The organism is Streptomyces coelicoflavus, assembly GCF_045041415.1.
GTDB lineage: Bacteria > Actinomycetota > Actinomycetes > Streptomycetales > Streptomycetaceae > Streptomyces > Streptomyces coelicoflavus.
The window spans coordinates 7881482-7900457 of the sequence record NZ_CP108218.1 but is presented as its reverse complement, the minus strand read 5'-3'; the positions used below and the strand labels follow the sequence as shown (position 1 = coordinate 7900457).

Sequence of the window (18976 nt, the reverse complement as noted above, 5' to 3'; positions counted from 1 at the left end):
CTCACTCGCCCGGTTGCGCCGCGCAGGCGAGGTCCCGCGCGGGTCGTTCCCCGGTGGTGAGGAACCCGGTCGCCGCATCCTTGGCGCACGTGTTGCGGCCGTACGGATAGACGCCGTGTCCGCCCTGGTCGGCCGTCACCATCGTGGCCCGCCCGCCGAAGGCCCGGCGCAGCTCCCGGGCGCCGGCCAGCGGCGTACCCGGGTCGCGCTCGTTCTGAAGCATCAGCACGTTCGACGGGCCTCGGCCGGTGATGCGCACCGGTGGCTCGGTCCGCTCCCGGGGCCAGAACGCGCAGGGGTTGATGCTCGCCGTGGAGCCGCCGAGCATCGGGTATGCGCGCCGGTCCACGGCGACGTTGCGCTGGTACTCGCGGACCGTCCCCGGCCAGCGCGAGTCACCGCAGACCACGGCGAAACGCGCGGCCAGGAGGTTCTCCAGGTTCGTGGGCAGCTCCGGGAGCGGCAGCGGACCGCCCGTGTCGACCGCCTGCCAGAACTCGGCGAGCTCGGGCATCAGGGCGTCGACGTAGAGACCTTCGAAGGTGTGGCCGCGGAACGCGGCCCCGTCGACGTTCTGGACCGGATGCGCGTCCAGCCGCTCGGCGAGCTCGAAGAACTTGGCGGTGACCTGCTTCGGCGTGCGGCCCAGACCGTATTCGGGATGCGCCGCGGCGAAGGCGGCGAAGTCCGGGAAGCGGTCTTCCATCCCCCGGGCGAACAGCCGCATGGCCGTGACGTCGTAGCCGCCGGGCCCCATGTTGCTGTCGAGCACGATCCGGTCGCCGTGCCGCGGGAACAGCGTCGCGTAGACCGCGCCCAGGTAACTGCCGTAGGAGGCGCCGAGATACGACACCTTCGGCTCGCCCAGGGCCCTCCGGATGCGGTCCATGTCGCGTGCCGTGTTGGCGGTGGTCGTGTGCGGCAGCATCCACACCGTCCGCGAACCGCCGCACTGCTCGGCGATCTTCCGCGCGGGTCCGGCCTCCCGGGCGACGTCGGCCGCGGTGTGCGCGTACGGCGGGAAGTTGCCGCGCCACTGCTGCTCCCGCGTCAGGTCACAGGTCACCGGCGTGCTGCGGCCGACACCGCGCGGGTCGAAGCCGATGATGTCGTAGGAGTCCAGCACCTTTTGCGGCAGCCCCGAAGCGGCGAGGACGGCCGGATAGACAAGGCCCGAGCCGCCGGGGCCGCCCGGGTTGGTCAGCAGGACGCCGCGCCGCTGCGACGGCTTCTCACTGGCCAGCCGGGAGACGGCGATCTCTATCTTGCGGCCGTCCGGATCGCGGTAGTCCAGCGGGACTTCGAGGGTCGAGCACCGCAGGCGCGGCGCCGAGGCACCTTCGGGGCACGGCCCCCACTGCAAGGTGCCCCGCGGCGGTGGCGCCGTGGCCGCCGACGGCGCCGCCGAGGCCGGCAGTGCGGTCACCGTCAACGCGACGGCGGTGAGAGCGAGGGACAGGCTTCTGCGCATGGGGTGTCCTCCGGTTGAGGGCTTGCTCTGGCACGTGACCGAGTCTGTTCACCGGGGGCGGCCGGCACATCGGCCCGGCGGACCGGCTCCGCCTACGACCCGGGGCGAGGCACCGGTTGGACCTGGGTCCAAGGCGTGTCCGCCCTCGGTCTGATCCGCCGGTCGCACGGGGTGGCGACAATGGCCTGGTGAATACGGACGTCGTACCGCGGCTCGGAGCGTGGCAGCACGCGTGGCGGCTGGTGGTGGCCGCGGTGGTGAGCCTGCCCGTCTGGCTCTCCACCCTCGCGCTGCTGCGGAGCCGGTCCGGCGACCCGGGTCCCTGGGTCCTCGTCGTCGATCCCCTGGTGGCTGCGGGCTGCCTGGCGGTGCTCCGGTGGCGGCGGCGGTGGCCCCTCGCGGTCGCTCTGACGGTCACCGTCGCCTCTACGGTGTCGGCGCTCGCCACGGGCGCCGCGCTGCTGGCGCTGTGCTCGGTCGCCACCCGCCGCCGTCCGGCGGAGATCGGGGCCGTCGTCCTGGCCTACGTGACGGCGTCGCAGCTCGCCGTATGGATCTACCCGGTGCCGAGTTCGCCCGACGCGTTGTGGTGGGTCCAGGTCGTGGTGCCGGCGCTGACCGCGGGGATCGCGGTGGCCGCCGGCATGGCGGTCGGGGCACGGCGGGTCGAGGTACGGTCCCTGCGCGAACGGGCGGAGAGCGCGGAACGGGAGCAGAGCGCGCGGGCCGCGCAGGCCCGGGCCCTGGAACGCAACCGTATCGCCCGCGAGATGCACGACGTGCTCGCGCACCGCATCTCCCTGGTCGCCATGCAGGCCGGGGTCCTCGACCACCGCGGCGATCTGGCGGCCGAGGAGAGCCGCGTCCTGGTCCGCGGCATCGCCGAGGGGGCCCACCAGGCACTGGAGGAACTGCGGGAGGTCCTCGGCGTGCTCCGCGCCGACCCCGGCCGGCCGGAACCTCCGCAGCCCTCCCTCGACCGTGTTCCCGACCTGGTGGCCGACGCCCGCGCCTCGGGTCTCGACGTCAGGCTCACCAGCACCGTGACCGCGGCCCCGCCCGACGGCGTCGGACGGACGTGCTACCGGATCGTCCAGGAGGCGCTGACGAACGCCGCCAAGCACGCCCCCGGCGCTGTCGTGCGGGTCACCCTCGGGGGTGCCGCGGGCGGGAACCTCGACATCGGCGTCCGCAACGGACCGGCGCCCGTACGCACCGCTCGGCCGCCGCTCTCCGGCTTCGGGCTGCTGGGCCTCGGCGAACGGGTCACCGTCGCCGGCGGTGAGCTCGGCCACCGCCCCACTCCCGACGGCGGGTACCTGCTCACCGCGCGACTGCCCTGGCGGGACGGTCCCGCCCACCGCCACGAAAGGGGCGCATGAATGGAAGGCCGACGGGATCCCGTACGGATCGTCGTCGTCGACGACGAGCAACTGGTGCGCATGGCGCTGCGGCTGGTCATCGACGGTGAACCGGACCTGACCGTCGTGGCGGAGGCGGCCGACGGGAACGCCGCTGTCAGGGTGGTGGAGGAGCAGCGGCCCGACGTGGTGCTGATGGACGTACGGATGCCGGGCCGGGACGGCCTGGACACGGCCCGGGAACTGCTCACGCGTCCGGCACCGCCACGGGTGCTGATGCTGACCACCTTCGACTCCGACGACCTGGTGCTCGGGGCGCTGCGTGCCGGGGCGCTCGGTTTCGTCCTCAAGGACACGCCGCCCGCACGCATCCTCGACGCGGTGCGGACCGTCGCGGACGGAAACCCGGCGCTGTCGCCGGCGGCCACGGCACGAGTGATCGCCGCCGCCACGGGACCGGACTCCGGGCACCTGCGCGACCGTTCCCGCGAGGTCGCGCGCGAGCGGCTGTCCCGGCTGACCGAGCGGGAGCGGGAGACCGCCCGGGCCATCGCGGACGGACTCAACAACCAGCAGATCGCCGAGCGGCTGCGCATCACCGTCGCGACGGTCAAGGCGCACACCGGCAGTCTGTTCGCCAAGCTGGCCCTCGAGAACCGGGTCCAGATCGCGCTCCTGGTCCGCGACGCGGGGGATCAGGATGTTGTTCGGTGAGTACGGCAACCGAGTCGCCGAAGGACACGCCCGGACCGGCGGCAGGCGACCCGGGCTGGGCACCTGTCGGTACCCCCGCGCCCGAAGGGGCGGTCTCCGGCAGTGCCAGGTGCCGTCCCTGGAACCGCTTCCGCAGGGCGCGGTCGTGTGTGACCAGCACGATCGCCCCCGCGTACCCGGTCAGCGCCTCCTCCAGCTCCTCGACCAGCGCCGGAGACAGGTGGTTCGTCGGCTCGTCCAGCAGCAGGAGGTCGGCGGGCTCCGAGACCAGTCGAGCCAGATCCACCCGGCGGCGCTGACCGTACGACAGCTCGCCCATCCGCCGGCGCAGCTCCGCCGGGCGGAAGAGGCCGAGGGCGAGCAGGGCATCGGCGTGTTCGCCGTCCGAGCCCACGCGACCCAGCCCGAAGGCCTCGGTCACCGTCAGGTCCGGTGCCCACCGCGTCTCGTCCTGGCGCAGATGCCCCACCCGGCCCGGCACCCGCACGGAGCCCTCGTCCGGCCGCAGTTCACCGGCGAGCAGCTTGAGCAGCGTCGTCTTGCCGGCGCCGTTGGGGCCGGTGACGAGCAGCCGGTCGCGGCGGGCGAGGGCGAGGGAGCCCAGGCGGAGGCGGTCACCCACCCGCACGTCCGACAGCTGTACAGCGGGCAGCTCCTCCGAAGCGACCGGCAGCGCCTCGGAAGTGCTCCCGGTGCCCGTCGCGACTTCCCCGGGGGTTCCCGTCCGCGCCGTGAAGACGAGCGGGGCCGGCGGCGGTGCCACCGGGTTCCCGGTCAGCCGGTCGACCCGCTCGCGGGCGTTGCGGATGCGGGCCATCGCGCCGTGCGCCCGGCCCCGCGCCCGGAAGCCGCCGTGTCCGAAGTTGGCCAACGACGCCTTGCGCGGGATGGCGCCGAGGCGGACCGCGTGGCCGGCGGCCAGCCGCTCGTTGCGAGCGAGCTCGCAGCGCCACTCCTCGTACTCCCGCAGCCTGCGGCGGCGCTCCGCCGCCTTCGCCGTGCGGTAGCCGGTGTATCCGTCGCCGTAGCGGGTGACCCGTCCCGCCTCGACCTCGAGGACCGTGCTGGTCAGTCGCTCCAGGAAAACGCGGTCGTGGGTGACAGCGAGCACCGTGCCGCGGTGCGCCCGCAGTTGGGCCTCCAGCCATTCCACGGCCTGGTCGTCCAGGTCGTTCGTCGGCTCGTCGAGCAGCAGGACCTCCGGGCGGCCGGCGAGGACGCCGGCCAGGGCGAGACGGGAGCGTTCGCCTCCGGAGAGGGTGCCGAGGCGGCGTTCACGGCCGAGCCCGGGCAGGCCGAGATGGTACAGCGCGATGTCCACGCGGTGGTCGGCGTCGTAGCCGCCCCGGGCCTCGTAGCGCGCGAGGAGGGCGGCGTACGCGGCGAGCGCCGCCGGGTCCTCTCCGTCCCCGAGCGCCTGCTCGGCCCGGCGCAGTTCCGCCTCCAGAGCGCGCAGGTCCGCGAGAGCCAGGTCGACGGCGTCCTGGACGGTGGCGGTCGGGGGCAGGGGGAGGGCCTGCGGCAGGCAGCCGACGCCGCCGGCGGCGGTCACGGTCGCCTCACCGCTGTCGGGGCGCTCCTGACCGGCGACGATCCTGAGGAGGGTGGACTTGCCGGCGCCGTTGTCACCGATGAGCCCGGCCTTCTCGCCCGGCTTCAGCGTGAAGGAGACCTGGTCCAGGACGGTGCGGCCGGCGTAGTGCTTGGTGACGTGGTCGAGGGTGAGTTGTGAGGTGTGCAAGTTCGGGTCCCTCCTGGCCGGTGTGTTGCGTCCCGGCCGGATCAGGGGTGAATGGCTGCACGGCGAGGCGCGGCGACGGCGGAGCGGTGCTCCACGCCGTCGGCGCCGGTGATCTCACAGGGAACCCATGCGGAGGACGGTACGCCACGGCGAGCACGTTGACAAGACGATACGTCTCGCCTTGCTGGAGCACGGAGCAGACTCGAACGGAAACGCTCTCAGACTCCCAATATTCAGCACCATCGGGCGACTTGATCGCCCATGAACCATCACTGGCTCACCAGCGGCACCGGCTCCCCTCACGCCCGCACACGCCGGTGTCGGGTCCCTGCTCGAGCGGAGCGACGCGTGCGCGAGGTCTGGACAGTCGTCGGGGAGCGTGTTGTCATTCGGCTTGTCGCGGGATTTCCAACGTTGGAAGAGGTGCTTCTTTCGGAGTGTCGGGAGTGCTGCTCCCCCTATGGGCGGCGGCAGTTCGCCCGACGTCCTCCTCCAGCGGTCCCGGTCCAGTCCCCCTGTGCGAGAAGGTTCGATGACGAGACAACGCACCCTCCCCCAGACCAGAGTGTGGGCACTGCTGACGGCGGCGGCCCTCGTTCTGCCCACCAGTGCCCTGACATCCGTCGCGTCGGCCGCGGAACCGGCCGCGAAGACACCCTCCGCCTCGTCCAGCGACCGGGCCGCCGTCGAGGTGCACGGCCTGAAGGGCGAGTACTTCAGCATGTCGGCCCCGGGCGCGAGGGACTTCGCCGAGCTCGGCGGCACCCTGCTCGACCCGCAGATCAACTTCTCCGGGCTGACCAGCACGTTCCAGGAGCTCACCGGGAGGACGGAGCACACCACCGCCCGCTGGACGGGCAGTATCGAGGCTCCCGCCACCGGCGACTACACGTTCTACGCCTCGGGCGACAACGGCTTCCGGCTCTTCATCGACGGCGAAGCGGTCATCGACCACTGGGAGGGGGACTGGGACAACGAGCAGACGAGCGCGCCGGTCCGTCTGGCCGCGGGCGAGCAGCACGACTTCCGCCTGGAGATGTTCCAGGACACCGGCGGCGCCAACATGTTCCTGCGCTGGTCGACGCCCACGCTGGCCAAGCAGGTCGTGCCGCAGTCGGCGTTCACCCCGCCGGACGGCTTCGAGGTCTACCCGGTGGAGCCGTCCGTCACCGAGGACGGGCGGCAGGTGCGGGCCCGCTTCGAGGGCAGGGTCGGCGGTGACCTGAAGTCTCTGGCCGAGCACCTCGAGGTCGAGTCCGACACGACGCCGATGCCGGTCAAGTCGGTCTCCACCGCCCGCGGCGACCGCAACTCCCTGCTGATCACGCTGTCGGAGCCGATCCAGCAGAACCAGCAGGTCAAACTCACCTACGACGGCGCCGGCAACCTGACCTCCGGCGGCGAGACCGTGCCGAGGATCGTCCGCTGGGCACAGAACGACTCCACGCACCGCCTCACCACCAAGTGGGGCGACAGACTGGACGAGAAGCGCCCGCTGCCGGAGTACCCGCGTCCGCAGCAGGTCCGCGCCCGGTGGAAGAACCTCAACGGCCCCTGGCAGTTCAGCGGTGCCGACGCGGGCGAGCAGCCCGTCTTCGGCAAGGACCTCGACGAGAAGATCATCGTGCCGTTCCCGGTGGAGTCGCAGCTCTCCGGTCTGGAGCGCCACGAGGACCACATGTTCTACCGCAAGCTCATCGACGTGCCCAAGAGCTGGAAGGTCGGCAAGAGCGGCCGCGACAACCGGCTGAAACTCAACTTCGGCGCCGTCGACTACCGGGCCACGGTGTGGGTGAACGGCCGGAAGGTCGCCGAACACACCGGCGGCTACAACGCGTTCAGCGCCGACATCACGGACGCGCTGAAGAGCAAGGGCCGGCAGGAGGTCGTGGTCGCGGTCACCGACACCGGTGGCGCGAACCAGCCGATGGGCAAGCAGTCCACCAACCCGGGTGGCATCTTCTACACCCAGAGCTCGGGCATCTGGCAGACGGTGTGGATGGAGCCCGTCGCCGAGACGGCCATCGACAACGTGGTCACCACGCCCGACATCGACTCCGGCACCCTCGCGGTGAACGTCCGGTCCGGCAAGGCGTCCGCGCGGGCACGCGTCGAGGCCGTCGCCCGCGACAAGCACGGCAGGGTCGTCGGCAGGGTCAACGGGCCGGCCAACGAGGAGTTGCGTCTGCCGGTGGCGAAGCAGCACCTGTGGAGCCCGGACGACCCCTACCTGTACGACCTCGACGTCAAGCTCACGGACGGGCGGTCGACGGACCGCATCGACAGCTACTTCGGCATGCGCGAGATCGGCGTCGAGAACGTCGGCGGCTACCAGAAGCTCGTGCTCAACGGTGAGCCGATCTTCTCGCTGGCCACCCTCGACCAGGGCTTCTGGCCCGACGGTCTGTACACCGCGCCGAGCGACGAGGCCCTCGCCTTCGACCTGAAGGCACACAAGGAGCTGGGCTTCAACGCCGTGCGCAAGCACATCAAGGTGGAGTCCCCGCGCTGGTTCTACCACGCGGACCGACTCGGCCTGCTGGTCTGGCAGGACTTCGTGTCCGGCAACATCACCAACACCTCCGGTCAGCGTGCCTTCGTCGACCAGGGCAGGGAGATGATGCGCCAGCACCACAACTCCCCCTCGGTGATCGGCTGGATCGTCTTCAACGAGGGCTGGGGCGAGTGGAACCGTGAGGAGACCGGCCGGATCGCCGAGTCGGTGAAGGCCGCCGACCCGTCCCGGATCGTCAACGCCCACAGCGGTGTGAACTGCTGCAACTCGAAGGGCGACTCCGGCAAGGGCGACATCGTCGACCACCACGACTACAACAACACCGACCCGGCCTGGCCGGACGAGCAGCGGGCCGCGATGGACGGTGAGCACGGCGGCTTCACACTGCGCACCCCCGGGCACATGTGGCCGGGCGCGCCGACCGTGATCTACAGCGGTGTCGACGACAAGGCGGCGCTGACCCGCAAGTACGTCGAGAACACCGAGAAGTACTACCTCGACCAGGCCGGCGCCGAGCTGTCCGGATCGGTGTACACGCAGATCACCGACCTGGAGAACGAGCTCAACGGCCTCTACACGTACGACCGTCGGGAGATCAAGGTCGATCCGGCCCCCGTCCGTGAGATCAACCGCAAGGTCATCGCGGCCGGCGCCGCGGCCGGCCGGGAAGGCGACCTGAAGGGCGGTGGCTCCTGGTCCCTCGACGAGGGCGCCGGCACCACCGCGAAGGACTCGGGCCCGAACGCGAAGCCCCTGACGCTCACCGGCGGCGCCGCCTGGACCAGCGGTGTCAGCGGCACCGCGCTGAAGTTCGACGGGCAGGGCCAGGCCGCCGAGACCGACGGACCGGTGCTCGACACCACCGGCAGCTACTCGGTCTCCGCTTGGGTGACGCTCGACGCGCTGCCCGGCAACTACGCGACCGCGGTCAGCCAGGACACCCGGCGCCAGGCCAGCCCCTTCTACCTCCAGTACGGCCAGGGCGCCTTCGCCTTCAGCACCCCCGGTGAGCAGCGTGCCCGGCTGGAAACCACCCCCGAGACGGGCCGCTGGTACCACCTGGTCGGGGTGAAGGACGCCGCGAGCAACGAGATCCGTCTCTACGTCGACGGCGACCTGGCGGCGACCTCCACCGCAGGACCGGCCTACCAGAGCACCGGGGGCCTGACCGTGGGCCGCGCCCAGTGGGGCGGCTCGGCCACCGACTTCTGGAACGGTTCCGTCGACGAGGTCCACGCCTACGACAAGGCCCTCACCGGCGAGGAGGTGAGCGCCCTGCACGAGGCCGAGAAGCCGTAACCGGCGGCACGGCACCGAGGGCACCGGCAGCACCGGACGGCCCCGGCGGAAGGCGAGGAGCCTTCCGCCGGGGCCGCTCCGCGTGCCCGCGGGCCGGGCCGGGTCGGCCCGGCGGGATACCGAGGCCCCCGGCGCCGACGCCGTCCCGGTCGCCGTGCGGGCCGAAGAGGGGCGCGGCACGAGAGGCGGTCCCGGTGACGCGGTGCAACGGCCCGGGGGCCGAGGACGGTGGGCGCGGTCCAGCAGCAAGGACGGTCGCGCGGTCCGCCACCGAGGACGGTCACGCAGTCCGGCACCAAGGACGATCGCGTGGTCCGGCACTAAAGACGGTCGCGACGTCCGCCACCAAGGACGGTTCCGGAGCCGTGGACCAGGTCGGCTGCGGGGCTGGCGATCCGCACCGCGGCGGCGTACACAAAGACGCGGCAGCCGGCCTGCGAGAGGCACGGCTGCCGCGTCCGGGGACCGTCACACGAGTTGGCGTCTGCGTCCCAGCCAGGTCTGGGCGATCACGACGAGGGCCAGGAAGGCTCCGCTGACGACGAGTTGGTAGGAGGAGTCGAGGGACCCGATCTGGTTGATGATGTTCTGGATGACCTTGAGGAGCAGGACACCGACCAGGGAACCGCTGACGTAGCCGAGGCCGCCGGTGAGCAGCGTGCCGCCGATGACGACGGCGGAGATGGCGTCCAGTTCCATGCCGTTGCCGAGGATCGTCACCCCGGAGGCGAGCCAGGCGGCGTTGAGGGCGCCGGCCAGGCCCGCCAGCGCCCCGGACAGGGTGTAGACGGCGATCTTGGTGCGGGCGACCGGTACGCCCATCAGCGCGGCGGCGTCCTCGTTGCCGCCGACCGCGTACACGTGCTGCCCGAAGCGGGTCCGGCGCAGCACCACGGCCCCCGCCGCGAACAGCGCCAGCGTGATCCACACGGGGTTGCCCAGGCCGAGCGTGGTGCCCTGACCGAGTTCGGCGAGGAACGAACCCTTGCCGATCAGGTACGTGTTGGCACCCTCGTCGGTGATGGCGAGCATCAGTCCGCGCGCCCCCAGCATGGCGGCCAGCGTGACGATGAAGGGAGCCAGCCGGGAGCGGGCCACCAGCAGGCCGTTGACGACGCCGATCAGGCCGCAGACGACGAGGGGCAGCAGCAGCGCCACCAGGGTGCCGTGCCGTGAGCCCCAGGCCGCCAGCACGCCGCCGAGGGCGAACAGGGATCCTACGGACAGGTCGATGCCACCGGTGACGATGACGAAGGTCATGCCGAGGGCGACGATCGCGAGGAAGGCCGAACCGGTGGCCATGTTCGAGACGTTGTCGCCGGTGGCGAACGAGTCGAAGCTGAAGGAGGCGACGATCGAGACGAGCACCAGCACCGCCAGGGCGCCGTGCTGCTGGACGAGGGCGCTCAGCCGCTCGGAGCGGGCGGAGCCCACCGGTGCGGTGGCGTCCGCCGGTTCGTCGCTCGCGGTGGTCACGGGTGCGTCCGTCTTGGTGGCGGTCATCGCTTCCCCCGTCCCCGTGCCGCGTAGACCGCGCACACGATCACTATGGCCTGGGCGATCTGGGTCCACGAGGGCGGCAGATCGTGCTTGATCAGCGTGGCGGTGAGCAACTGGATGAGCACCGCTCCGGCCACGGTGCCGGCGATGTTGACGCGGCCTCCGGTCAGCGGGGTGCCGCCGACGACGACGGCGGTGATGGCGGACAGTTCCATCAGGTTGCCGAGCGAGGTCGGGTCGCTGGCCTGGAGGCGTGCGGTGGCCAGCACGCCCGCCACCGCGGCCAGCAGCGCGCAGGCGACGTACACGATGATCAGTACGCGTCGTACCGGGAGGCCGGCGAGCTGGGCGGCGGGGCGGCTGTCGCCGATGGCCAGGAGCTGGCGGCCGAAGGTGGTGCGGCGCACCACGAAGGCGACCAGCAGCGCCAGCGCGGCGGCGATCAGGATCAGGTACGGAATGCCGGCGACGCCACCGGAGCCGAGGGAGGCGAGGGCCGGGTTGCGCAGGTCCTCCAACTGCGGGAGCAGGACGAGGGCCAGCCCCCGGCCACCGACCATGAGGGCCAGCGTGGCCACGATGGGCTGGACGCCGATGAACGCGACGAGCGCCCCGTTGGCCAGCCCCACACCGGCGGCGAACAGGGCCACCACCAGCAGGGCGGGCAGCAGACCGTAGCCGAGGTAGAGGGCCGTCACCGAGGCCGCCAGGGCCATCACCGCGCCGACCGACAGGTCCACGCCCTCGGTGCCGATGACCAGGGCCATGCCGAGCGCGACGATGATGACGGGCGCGACCTGGACGGCCTGGGTGCGGAAGTTCTCCGCGGACATGAAGTGCGGGGTGATGACGATGTTGACGACCAGGAGCAGCGCCACGCCGGCGTACACGCCGTAGGTCTGCAACCACTGCAGGACGCGGGCCCGGTCCAGTGGCGGGGTGCGGAGGGTTGCCTCAGCCATCGGTGGCCGCCTCCTTCGCCGCGTCGTGCGCCGGGTCGCCGCCGCCGGCGATGGTGCGCATCAGCTTCTCCTCGGTGACGTCGTCGCCGGTCAGTTCGCCGACGACCGCACCGTCCTTCAGTACGACCACGCGGTCGGACCCTTCGATCAGTTCCTCCAGGTCGGAGGAGATGAGCAGGACGCCCAGGCCGTCGGCGGCCAGTTCGTCGACGAGTTTCTGGACCTCGGCCTTGGCGCCGACGTCGATGCCGCGGGTGGGCTCGTCCAGGAGCAGCACCTTGGGGTTCATGGCCAGCCAGCGGGCGAGGAGCACCTTCTGCTGGTTGCCGCCGGACAGCTCGCCGACCTTCTGGTGCGGGGAGGACGCCTTGATGCGCAGCCGTTCGACGAAGGTGTCCACGATGCTGTCGACGCGGGCCTCGGAGACCAGGCCGAAGCGGGAGAGGCGGGGCAGCGCGGCGAGCGCGATGTTCTCCCGGACCGACAGGCCGGGGACGATGCCCTCGCTCTTGCGGTCCTCGGGCAGGAGGCTGATCCCCGCGCGGATGGCCGCCGGGGTGGAACCGCCGCGCAGCGGCACGCCGGCCACCGTGACCCGGCCCGAACTCCTCGCGAGCGCACCGGAGACGGCCTTCGCCGTTTCGGTGCGTCCCGAGCCGAGCAGGCCGCCCAGGCCGACGACCTCCCCCGGGCGGATGCTCAGGGAGACGTCGTGCAGCTTGTGCGGGACCGTGAGGCCCTCGGCCTGGAGGACGGGCCGGGTGTCGGCGGCCTGGTGGTCGCCGGAGAACTTCGTCGCACCCTCCTCCCGGACGTCGCCGAGGTCCCGGCCCAGCATGGTGGACACCAGCGCGAGGCGGTCCAGGTCGGCCAGGGGGCCGTGGTGGACGCGGCGCCCGTCGCGCAGCACGGTGACGGTGCTGCACATGGCGTAGAGCTCGTCCAGGCGGTGACTGACGTACACGACGGCGATGCCCGCGTCGCGCAGGCGCCGGATCACCGAGAACAGGGTCTCCACCTCGCGCGGTTCGAGCGAGGAGGTCGGCTCGTCCATGACGACGATCCGGGCGTCCGTCGCCACGGCGCGGGCCAGGGCGACCATCTGCTGGGCGCCGACGCCGAGGGTGCGCAGTGGCTGCCGCACGTCCACCCGGACGCCGTACGTGCCGAGCACCTCCTCGGCCTCGCGGTTCATGCGGGCCACGTCCAGCATGCCGAAGCGGTTGCGCGGCTCGCGGCCCAGGAAGAGGTTGCGGGCCACGCTCAGCAGCGGGATGAGGTTGACCTCTTGGTAGATGGTCGAGATGCCGGCCTTCTGCGCCTCCAGCGGGGTGGCGAAGGAGACCTTGCGGCCCTGGAAGGTGATGTCACCCGCGTCGGGCCGGTAGACGCCGGTGAGGAGCTTGATGAGGGTCGACTTGCCGGCGCCGTTCTCGCCGATGAGGGCGTGCACCTCGCCGGGGTGCAGGGTGAGGTCCACGTCGTCCAGGGCCCGGACGCCGGGGAAGGTCTTGCTGAGTCCGCGGACGGCGAGGACTTCGGCGGGGGGTGCCACCTGTGCCTCCAGGAAAGAAGTGGTGAAGGGGGGCCGGGGCCCGGGTGTCCGGGCCCCGGAGGAGGGTCAGTAGGCCTTGCCGATGTCCTGCTTGGCGTTGTCCGCGTTGTAGGCGCCGTCCTCGATGATGATGTCCTGCGGGACTTCCTCGCCCTTGGTGAAGGTGTCCAGCGTCTGGAACGCCAGCGGTCCGAACCGCGGGTTGGACTCGATGACACCGCTGATCCAGCCGTCCACGACGCCCTGTACGGCGTTGCGGGTGCCGTCCACCGTGACGATCTTGACGTCGCCGGCCTTCTTGCCCGCGCCCTTGAGGGCGGTCACCGCGCCGAGGCCCATCTCGTCGTTCTCGGCGTAGACGCCCTTGATGCCCGGCTTGGACTGGATGAGCTGCTCGGTGACCTGCTGGCCCTTCTCGCGGGAGAAGTCACCGGTCTGCTCGAAGACCACCTTCAGGTCCGGGGCCTTCTCGGCGATCCGCTCCTTGAACCCCTTGGTCCGCTCGGTGGTGACGTTGTTTCCGGCCGAGCCGAGCAGGATGGCGACCTCGCCCTTGCCGCCCGTCGCCTCGATCATCTGGTCGGCGGCACGCCTGCCCTGCTCGACGAAGTCGGAGGCGATGAAGGAGACGTAGTCCTTGCAGGGCTCGGCGTTGATCTTGCGGTCGATCGTGATGATCGGCACCTTCTTGGCGGCGGCCGCCTGGAGCACCGGGTCCCAGCCGTCGGAGTTGAGCGGCGCGATCACCAGGAGGTCGGCGCCCTTGGCCAGCAGGTTCTGTACGTCGCTGATCTGCTTGGAGAACTGCGACTGGGCGTTGGCCGTCAGCAGCTTGACGCCCCGCTTCTTCGCCTCGTCCTTGATCGACTGGGTCTCGGCGATGCGGAACGGGTTGGCCTCCTTCTCCGACTGGGAGAAGCCGACGGTGGCGTTCTTCAGGTCGATCTTCTCGGCGCCGTAGGCGTCGATGGTGCAGGTCTCGCTGCCGGGCTTCGGGGTGGCGACCTTCTGCTCGGCGCCGGCGGCCGTCTCGGACTGCTTGTTGTCCGCGGTGTCGTCCTCCGTCTTGGCGCAGGCGGTCGCGGTCAGAGCCACCGCGGCGGCGAGGGCCACGACCACGGGGCGGGCGAGGAGAGGACGACGGGAAGTGGTGCGCTGCATGGTGGTGACCCCGATCCGGGCGAACGCTGAAAGGGAACTGGGGAACCGAGCGACGACCAGAACCGACCGACCCCCCTCGGCGCAGGCAGTGTGTCCGGTGCGCCGCAAGAGCGTTTTACATCGTTGCAAGGACTCTGTAAACCCCTCGCGCAGGAGACGCGGCGGCACCCCGGCACCGTCGGATCCCGAGCGCCGCACACCTCTTGACGCAGGCCCTGCCCTGCCGGAAAACTGAGGCGTCTGTGGGCTGACAACGCTGTCATTCCGCGCGCGCCGAGCCGCTCCGCTCCCGAGACCGGCGGGGCCGGTGTCCCCTGCCTCCCGCCTCTGGCCTCGCGTCGTCTGTTCGTGCGCGTGCTCGTGCGCGTGCCGCCGGGGCGACGGTCCCGTCGTCAGCCCTTCGGGCTCCGGTCCGCAGCACGGCGCCCCAGCGTGCTCTCCCGCTCGACCAGGCGGTAGGGCGCCCGGACGCGCCGGGGTTCGGGAGCGGCGCCCCCCAGCCGGGCGAGGACCGACGCCACCGCGAGCCGGCCGATGGCTCCCTTGTCCGGAGACACCGAGGTGAGCGTCACGGCCCCGAACCGCCCCTCGACCACGTCGTCGAACCCCACCACCGCGATGTCCTCGGGTACCCGGAGTCCCCGCGTGTGGAGCACCCGCATCGCACCGATGGCCATGGGGTCGTTGTAGGCGAAGACCGCGTCGGGACGCCTCCCGGCGTCGAGGATGCGGGTCATGGCCTCCGCACCGTCCGCGTGCCCCCAGCCGTCGGTGGCGGCGACGAGCTCCTCGTCGACCGGGAGTCCGGCGGCGGTCAGTTCCTCGCGCCAGCCGCGCACCCGGAGCTGGGCGGGCTCGTTGCGCCCGCGCCGGGCGCCGATGAACGCCACCTCCCGGCGCCCCAGGGCGACCAGGTGCGCGACGGCGGCGCGGGCGGCGGCGACGTTGTCGATGGCGATGTGGTCGTAGGGCAGGTCGTAGTCCCGCTCGCCGAGCAGCACCAGGGGTACCTCCCCGGCGCGGTCGCGCAGGTCCTCGGTCTCCAGCTCGATGGGGCTGAGGATCAGTCCGTCGATGACCCGTGCCCGGAAGCCCTGACTGACCAGCAGCTCCTGCTCGCGTCGTCCGCCGGTGTGGTCGAGGAGGACGGTGTAGTCGTGCTCGGCCGCGGTGTCGATGACGGCCGCGGCCAGTTCGGCGAAGTAGGGGTTGCCGAGTTCGGGCAGGGCGAGCGCGATGATGCCCGTACGCCCCGCCCTCAGGTGACGGGCCGTCAGGTTGGGGCGGTAGCCGAGTTCGTCGATGGAGCGCTGGACGCGTTCGCGCATGGCCGGTGTGACGTGCTGGAAATTGTTCACCACGTTGGAGACGGTCTTGATGGAGACCCCCGCGTGCGCGGCGACGTCCTTGAGGCTGACCCGCACGGCGTTCCCTTCCCTGAGCGGCCCGACTCGGGTGGTCGGTGCGGGTCCGGTGTCGTCACCTTGAGCCGTGTGCCGAGCCTGTGCGCTGGTTTTGCAACGTTATACATCCGTTGTCGTCGCGCTGACAAGGCGTGGCCGAAAGCGGTCTCTCCGCTCCGCCGAAGTTCCTCCGGGCGAATGGATCGCCAGGGGCGAGACGATGCCCGGGCCTGTTCTCCCGCCCTGTTTACATCGATGTACATTCGCCTCTACCCTGGCGCGGATTTCCTCCTCGCAGGAAGGAAGACCGTCGTGATCCTCCGCCTGTTCCACTTCCTCGGACGCGCCCGCGCACGTGTCGCGCTGTGCGGTCTGACCGGCGTCCTCGGCCTGGCACTGGCCGTTCCGGCCGCCGCCGGCGTTCCCTCGCTCCCCGTCTCCTCGCTCCCTGCCTCCTCGCTCCCCGTCTCCTCGACACCCGTCGCGGCGGACACCACCGCCGCGGCGGCCACCGGGACTCCGCTGCGTGACGGCACGGGTCTCTATCCCCGTGCCGTCCGGCTCGCCCACAACGGCGCGGCGAACGGGCGTGTCCTGGCGAGCGTCGTCACGTTCGACGGAAACAACGGCGTCGGCGCCATCCACGAGAGCACCGACGCGGGCGCGAGCTTCCGCGAGGTCGGCCGCGTCGTCGATCCCGAGTCCGCCGCGGGGCAGGGCCTGTGCTGCGCCACGCTGTTCGAACTTCCCCGGCAGGTGGGCGGGCTGCGGGCCGGCACACTGCTGTGGGCGTCGTCCGCCGGCCAGGACGAACCCGACCGCCGGATGGCGCTGCGGATCTGGCGGAGCGACGACGTGGGGCGCAGCTGGTCCTACCTGTCCTCGTGCGCCGTCGCCGGCGGCACCGGCGGGCTGTGGGAACCGGAGTTCTCCGTGGCCGCCGACGGCGCGCTGGTCTGCCACTACTCCGACGAGACCGACCCCGGGCACAGCCAGAAGCTGGTCGCCGCACGCAGCTACGACGGCGTCCACTGGCAGGACCACCACGACACGGTGGCGAGCGGCTGGTCGGAGGACCGGCCCGGGATGCCGGTGGTCCGGAAACTGCCGAACGGCGACTACTTCATGAGCTACGAGATCTGCAACCCGGGCGGCCAGTACCAGTGCGTGGTGCACTTCCGGACGTCCGCGGACGGCTGGAACTGGGGAGACCCCGCCTTCCTCGGGTACCGGCCGCAGACCGTGGACGGCAAGTACTTCCGCGCGGCCCCGACCGTCGCCTGGGCACCGTCACCGGACGGCGCTCCGAACGGGCGGCTGCTGCTGATCGGCCAGCGGCTCCTCAACAGCGACGGCACGCCCGCCGCCGAGAGCGGCCGCACGATCCTCGCCAACACGGAGAACGGCAGCGGGCCGTGGTACGAGATCGAGGCGCCGGTCGCCGTAGCGGCGCCGGAGGTGAACTACTGCCAGAACTACAGCTCGCCCCTGCTGCCGTCCGAGGACGGTCGCCGCGTGCTGGAGATCGCCACCGACTGGGACGGCTCGGTGTGCAAGCCGTACTTCGCCACCGGGAGCGTCACCGGCGACGCGGCCGGCGTCGTCGACGGCGCCCTCTACCGGCTGGTCAACGCGGGCAGCGGGCACTGTCTCGACGTCGCGGCCGACGCGCGCGAGCCCGGGGGCAACGTCCAGCAGTGGACGTGCAACGGGCTCGGTCCGCAGGACTGGACGGTGCGCGCCCACGGCGGCGGCCACTTCACGCTCACCGGGCGAAACAGCGGCCACTGTCTGGACGTGGAGAACGGCTCACCCGTGCCGGGTGCGAACGTCCGGCAGTGGTACTGCAACGGGCTGGCCGCGCAGGACTGGCGGCTCGAGAACGCGGGCCGGGGCTACTACCGGCTGGTCGCCCGCTCCAGTGGCCAGTGCCTGGACGTCTCCGAGGGTTCGCGGGAACCGGGCGCCAATGTCCAGCAGTGGACGTGCAACGGCCTGCAACCGCAGCTGTGGCGGCTGGAGCGCGTCTGACTCCGGCGGCTTCCGGCGGGGGGCCGCCGGAAGCAACGCGGGTGGCCGCTAAGGCCGTTCACGGGCCGGTCCCCCGCGGTCGTCGTCGAGCCTTCGCTCCAACCGGTCGAAACGCTCGTGCAGCGCCCGGGTCGCCTGCGCGTACGCCTCCTGGGCCGCCTCCTCGGTGTGCCGCACGAGGTGTCCCCTGCGTTCCTGTTCCTTTCCGACGAACCAGGTGGCCAGCGCGGCGGTGACCAGACCGAAGGAGGTGATCCCGGCGACCATCACCACCACGGCCACGGTCCGCCCCCAGAAGGTCACGGGATACAGGTCGCCGTAGCCGACGGTCGTCGCGGTCTCCACGGACCACCACAGGGCCCGCGGATAGGTGACCAACTGCGCCCCGGGGGTGCCGCGCTCGGCGAGAACGGCGAGGTAGGAACCCACGAGGACCACGATCACCAGGACGACCGTCGCGGCACCCGCGGCCTTGAGGTGCAGCGACCTGCCGTGGCGTCCGAGCAGCAGGGTGGCCAATCTGGCCAGGAGACCGGACAGCATGCGTGGCATGCTCCGCCACCGGTCGGGACCGCGGCGCGACAACGCGCCGGAGTGAGCCGAACCCACCCGAACGGGGCCCTGCTCCCCCCCCCGTTGGACGGCGCCGACCGGTTCCCGGCCGGGAACTCCTGCCGGCGTCGCTCCGCCGCCCGGGTCCGACGCCGACCGCGGACCGTCCGTCGCCGCCACGTCGCGGGCGTCCCCATGGGCATCCGCCGTATGTAGCGTGGGGTGCATGAAGCCTGTCACCGTGTCGATCGGCGTGCCCCAGACACCCGAGCAGGTCTACGACTTCCTCGATGTCATGGCCCACCACGAGCGATTCACGGATCACTACCTGACCCACTGGCGCTACGGCGGCCCCGCCCGCGGCATCGGCTCGCGCGCCACGGTCACCGCCTCGCTGGGCGGCGCGAAGACCGACGTCGCCATCGAGGTGGTCGAGGCCGAAGCGCCGCGGCGCATCGTCGAACGCAACGTCAGCGCGGGCGGCCGGCGCCTGGCCCACGGGACCTACACCGTCGAACCGCTGCGTTCCGGCGGGACCACCGTCTCGTTCACGTACGCCTGGGTGCGCGCTCCGCTCGCCGACCGTCTGCTGGCGCCCTTCGTACGCGGCACGATGCGGCGGGCCAACCGCACGGTCATGCGCCGGCTGGCCGCCGAGCTGGACCGCCACGCGTCCGCCACCGGCGCCTGACAACGGCAAGTACCGGCCAC

12 protein-coding genes and 1 pseudogene are annotated in these 18976 nt (G+C 71.7%); 5 read left to right on the top strand and 8 right to left on the bottom strand.

Going from position 1 to position 18976, the window contains the following annotated elements:
- Nucleotide 1 precedes the first annotated feature (1 nt).
- Nucleotides 2-1471 (bottom strand): alpha/beta hydrolase, encoded by a 1470-nt coding sequence (locus OHA99_RS35600; protein ID WP_405698837.1) that lies wholly within the window; start codon nucleotides 1469-1471, stop codon nucleotides 2-4.
- A 188-nt stretch (nucleotides 1472-1659) separates the two neighbouring features.
- Here OHA99_RS35600 and OHA99_RS35595 point away from each other — a divergent pair, with 188 nt between their 5' ends.
- Nucleotides 1660-2853 carry a sensor histidine kinase gene (locus OHA99_RS35595; protein ID WP_405698836.1) on the top strand — a complete coding sequence of 398 codons (1194 nt, stop codon included), beginning with the start codon at nucleotides 1660-1662 and terminating at the stop codon, nucleotides 2851-2853.
- The gene (locus OHA99_RS35590; RefSeq protein ID WP_153181530.1) at nucleotides 2854-3546 is read left to right on the top strand and encodes a response regulator transcription factor; all 693 of its coding nucleotides are present in this window, start codon (nucleotides 2854-2856) and stop codon (nucleotides 3544-3546) included.
- A 100-nt stretch (nucleotides 3547-3646) separates the two neighbouring features.
- Here OHA99_RS35590 and OHA99_RS35585 read toward each other — a convergent pair.
- Nucleotides 3647-5287, bottom strand: a pseudogene (locus tag OHA99_RS35585) (TlrC/CarA/OleB/SrmB family ABC-F type ribosomal protection protein); the annotation flags it as partial.
- Nucleotides 5288-5819: 532 nt separating this feature from the next.
- On the opposite strand from OHA99_RS35585, the gene OHA99_RS35580 reads away from it, so the two are divergent.
- A complete protein-coding gene (locus tag OHA99_RS35580; protein WP_405698834.1) occupies nucleotides 5820-9101 on the top strand; it encodes a LamG-like jellyroll fold domain-containing protein in 3282 nt (1093 codons plus the stop codon).
- A 468-nt stretch (nucleotides 9102-9569) separates the two neighbouring features.
- Here the strand turns inward: OHA99_RS35580 and OHA99_RS35575 are convergent, their stop codons facing one another.
- The 5 genes from OHA99_RS35575 to OHA99_RS35555 all read right to left on the bottom strand — a co-directional run bounded on the left by OHA99_RS35575 (nucleotide 9570) and on the right by OHA99_RS35555 (nucleotide 15703).
- Entirely contained in the window at nucleotides 9570-10604 is a 1035-nt protein-coding gene (locus tag OHA99_RS35575) for an ABC transporter permease (RefSeq protein ID WP_153181528.1), read from the bottom strand.
- Nucleotides 10601-11563, bottom strand: a complete 963-nt coding sequence (locus OHA99_RS35570; protein WP_108989859.1) for an ABC transporter permease — start codon at nucleotides 11561-11563, stop codon at nucleotides 10601-10603. Before OHA99_RS35570 ends, OHA99_RS35575 begins: the two co-directional genes overlap by 4 nt.
- Nucleotides 11556-13118 (bottom strand): sugar ABC transporter ATP-binding protein, encoded by a 1563-nt coding sequence (locus tag OHA99_RS35565; RefSeq protein WP_153181527.1) that lies wholly within the window; start codon nucleotides 13116-13118, stop codon nucleotides 11556-11558. The genes OHA99_RS35570 and OHA99_RS35565 overlap by 8 nt, the downstream gene beginning before the upstream one ends.
- Nucleotides 13119-13184: 66 nt before the next feature.
- Nucleotides 13185-14279, bottom strand: a complete 1095-nt coding sequence (locus OHA99_RS35560) for an ABC transporter substrate-binding protein (RefSeq protein WP_153181526.1) — start codon at nucleotides 14277-14279, stop codon at nucleotides 13185-13187.
- 392 nt (nucleotides 14280-14671) lie between these two features.
- Nucleotides 14672-15703, bottom strand: a complete 1032-nt coding sequence (locus OHA99_RS35555; protein ID WP_153181525.1) for a LacI family DNA-binding transcriptional regulator — start codon at nucleotides 15701-15703, stop codon at nucleotides 14672-14674.
- A gap of 291 nt (nucleotides 15704-15994) precedes the next feature.
- Here OHA99_RS35555 and OHA99_RS35550 point away from each other — a divergent pair, with 291 nt between their 5' ends.
- Nucleotides 15995-17713: an RICIN domain-containing protein gene (locus OHA99_RS35550; protein WP_405698832.1), complete on the top strand. Its 1719-nt coding sequence runs from the start codon at nucleotides 15995-15997 to the stop codon at nucleotides 17711-17713.
- Between the two features lie 48 nt (nucleotides 17714-17761).
- Here the strand turns inward: OHA99_RS35550 and OHA99_RS35545 are convergent, their stop codons facing one another.
- Nucleotides 17762-18265, bottom strand: a complete 504-nt coding sequence (locus OHA99_RS35545; RefSeq protein WP_405698830.1) for a potassium channel family protein — start codon at nucleotides 18263-18265, stop codon at nucleotides 17762-17764.
- A 226-nt stretch (nucleotides 18266-18491) separates the two neighbouring features.
- On the opposite strand from OHA99_RS35545, the gene OHA99_RS35540 reads away from it, so the two are divergent.
- Nucleotides 18492-18956: an SRPBCC family protein gene (locus OHA99_RS35540; RefSeq protein ID WP_153181522.1), complete on the top strand. Its 465-nt coding sequence runs from the start codon at nucleotides 18492-18494 to the stop codon at nucleotides 18954-18956.
- The last annotated feature ends 20 nt before the right edge of the window (nucleotides 18957-18976 follow it).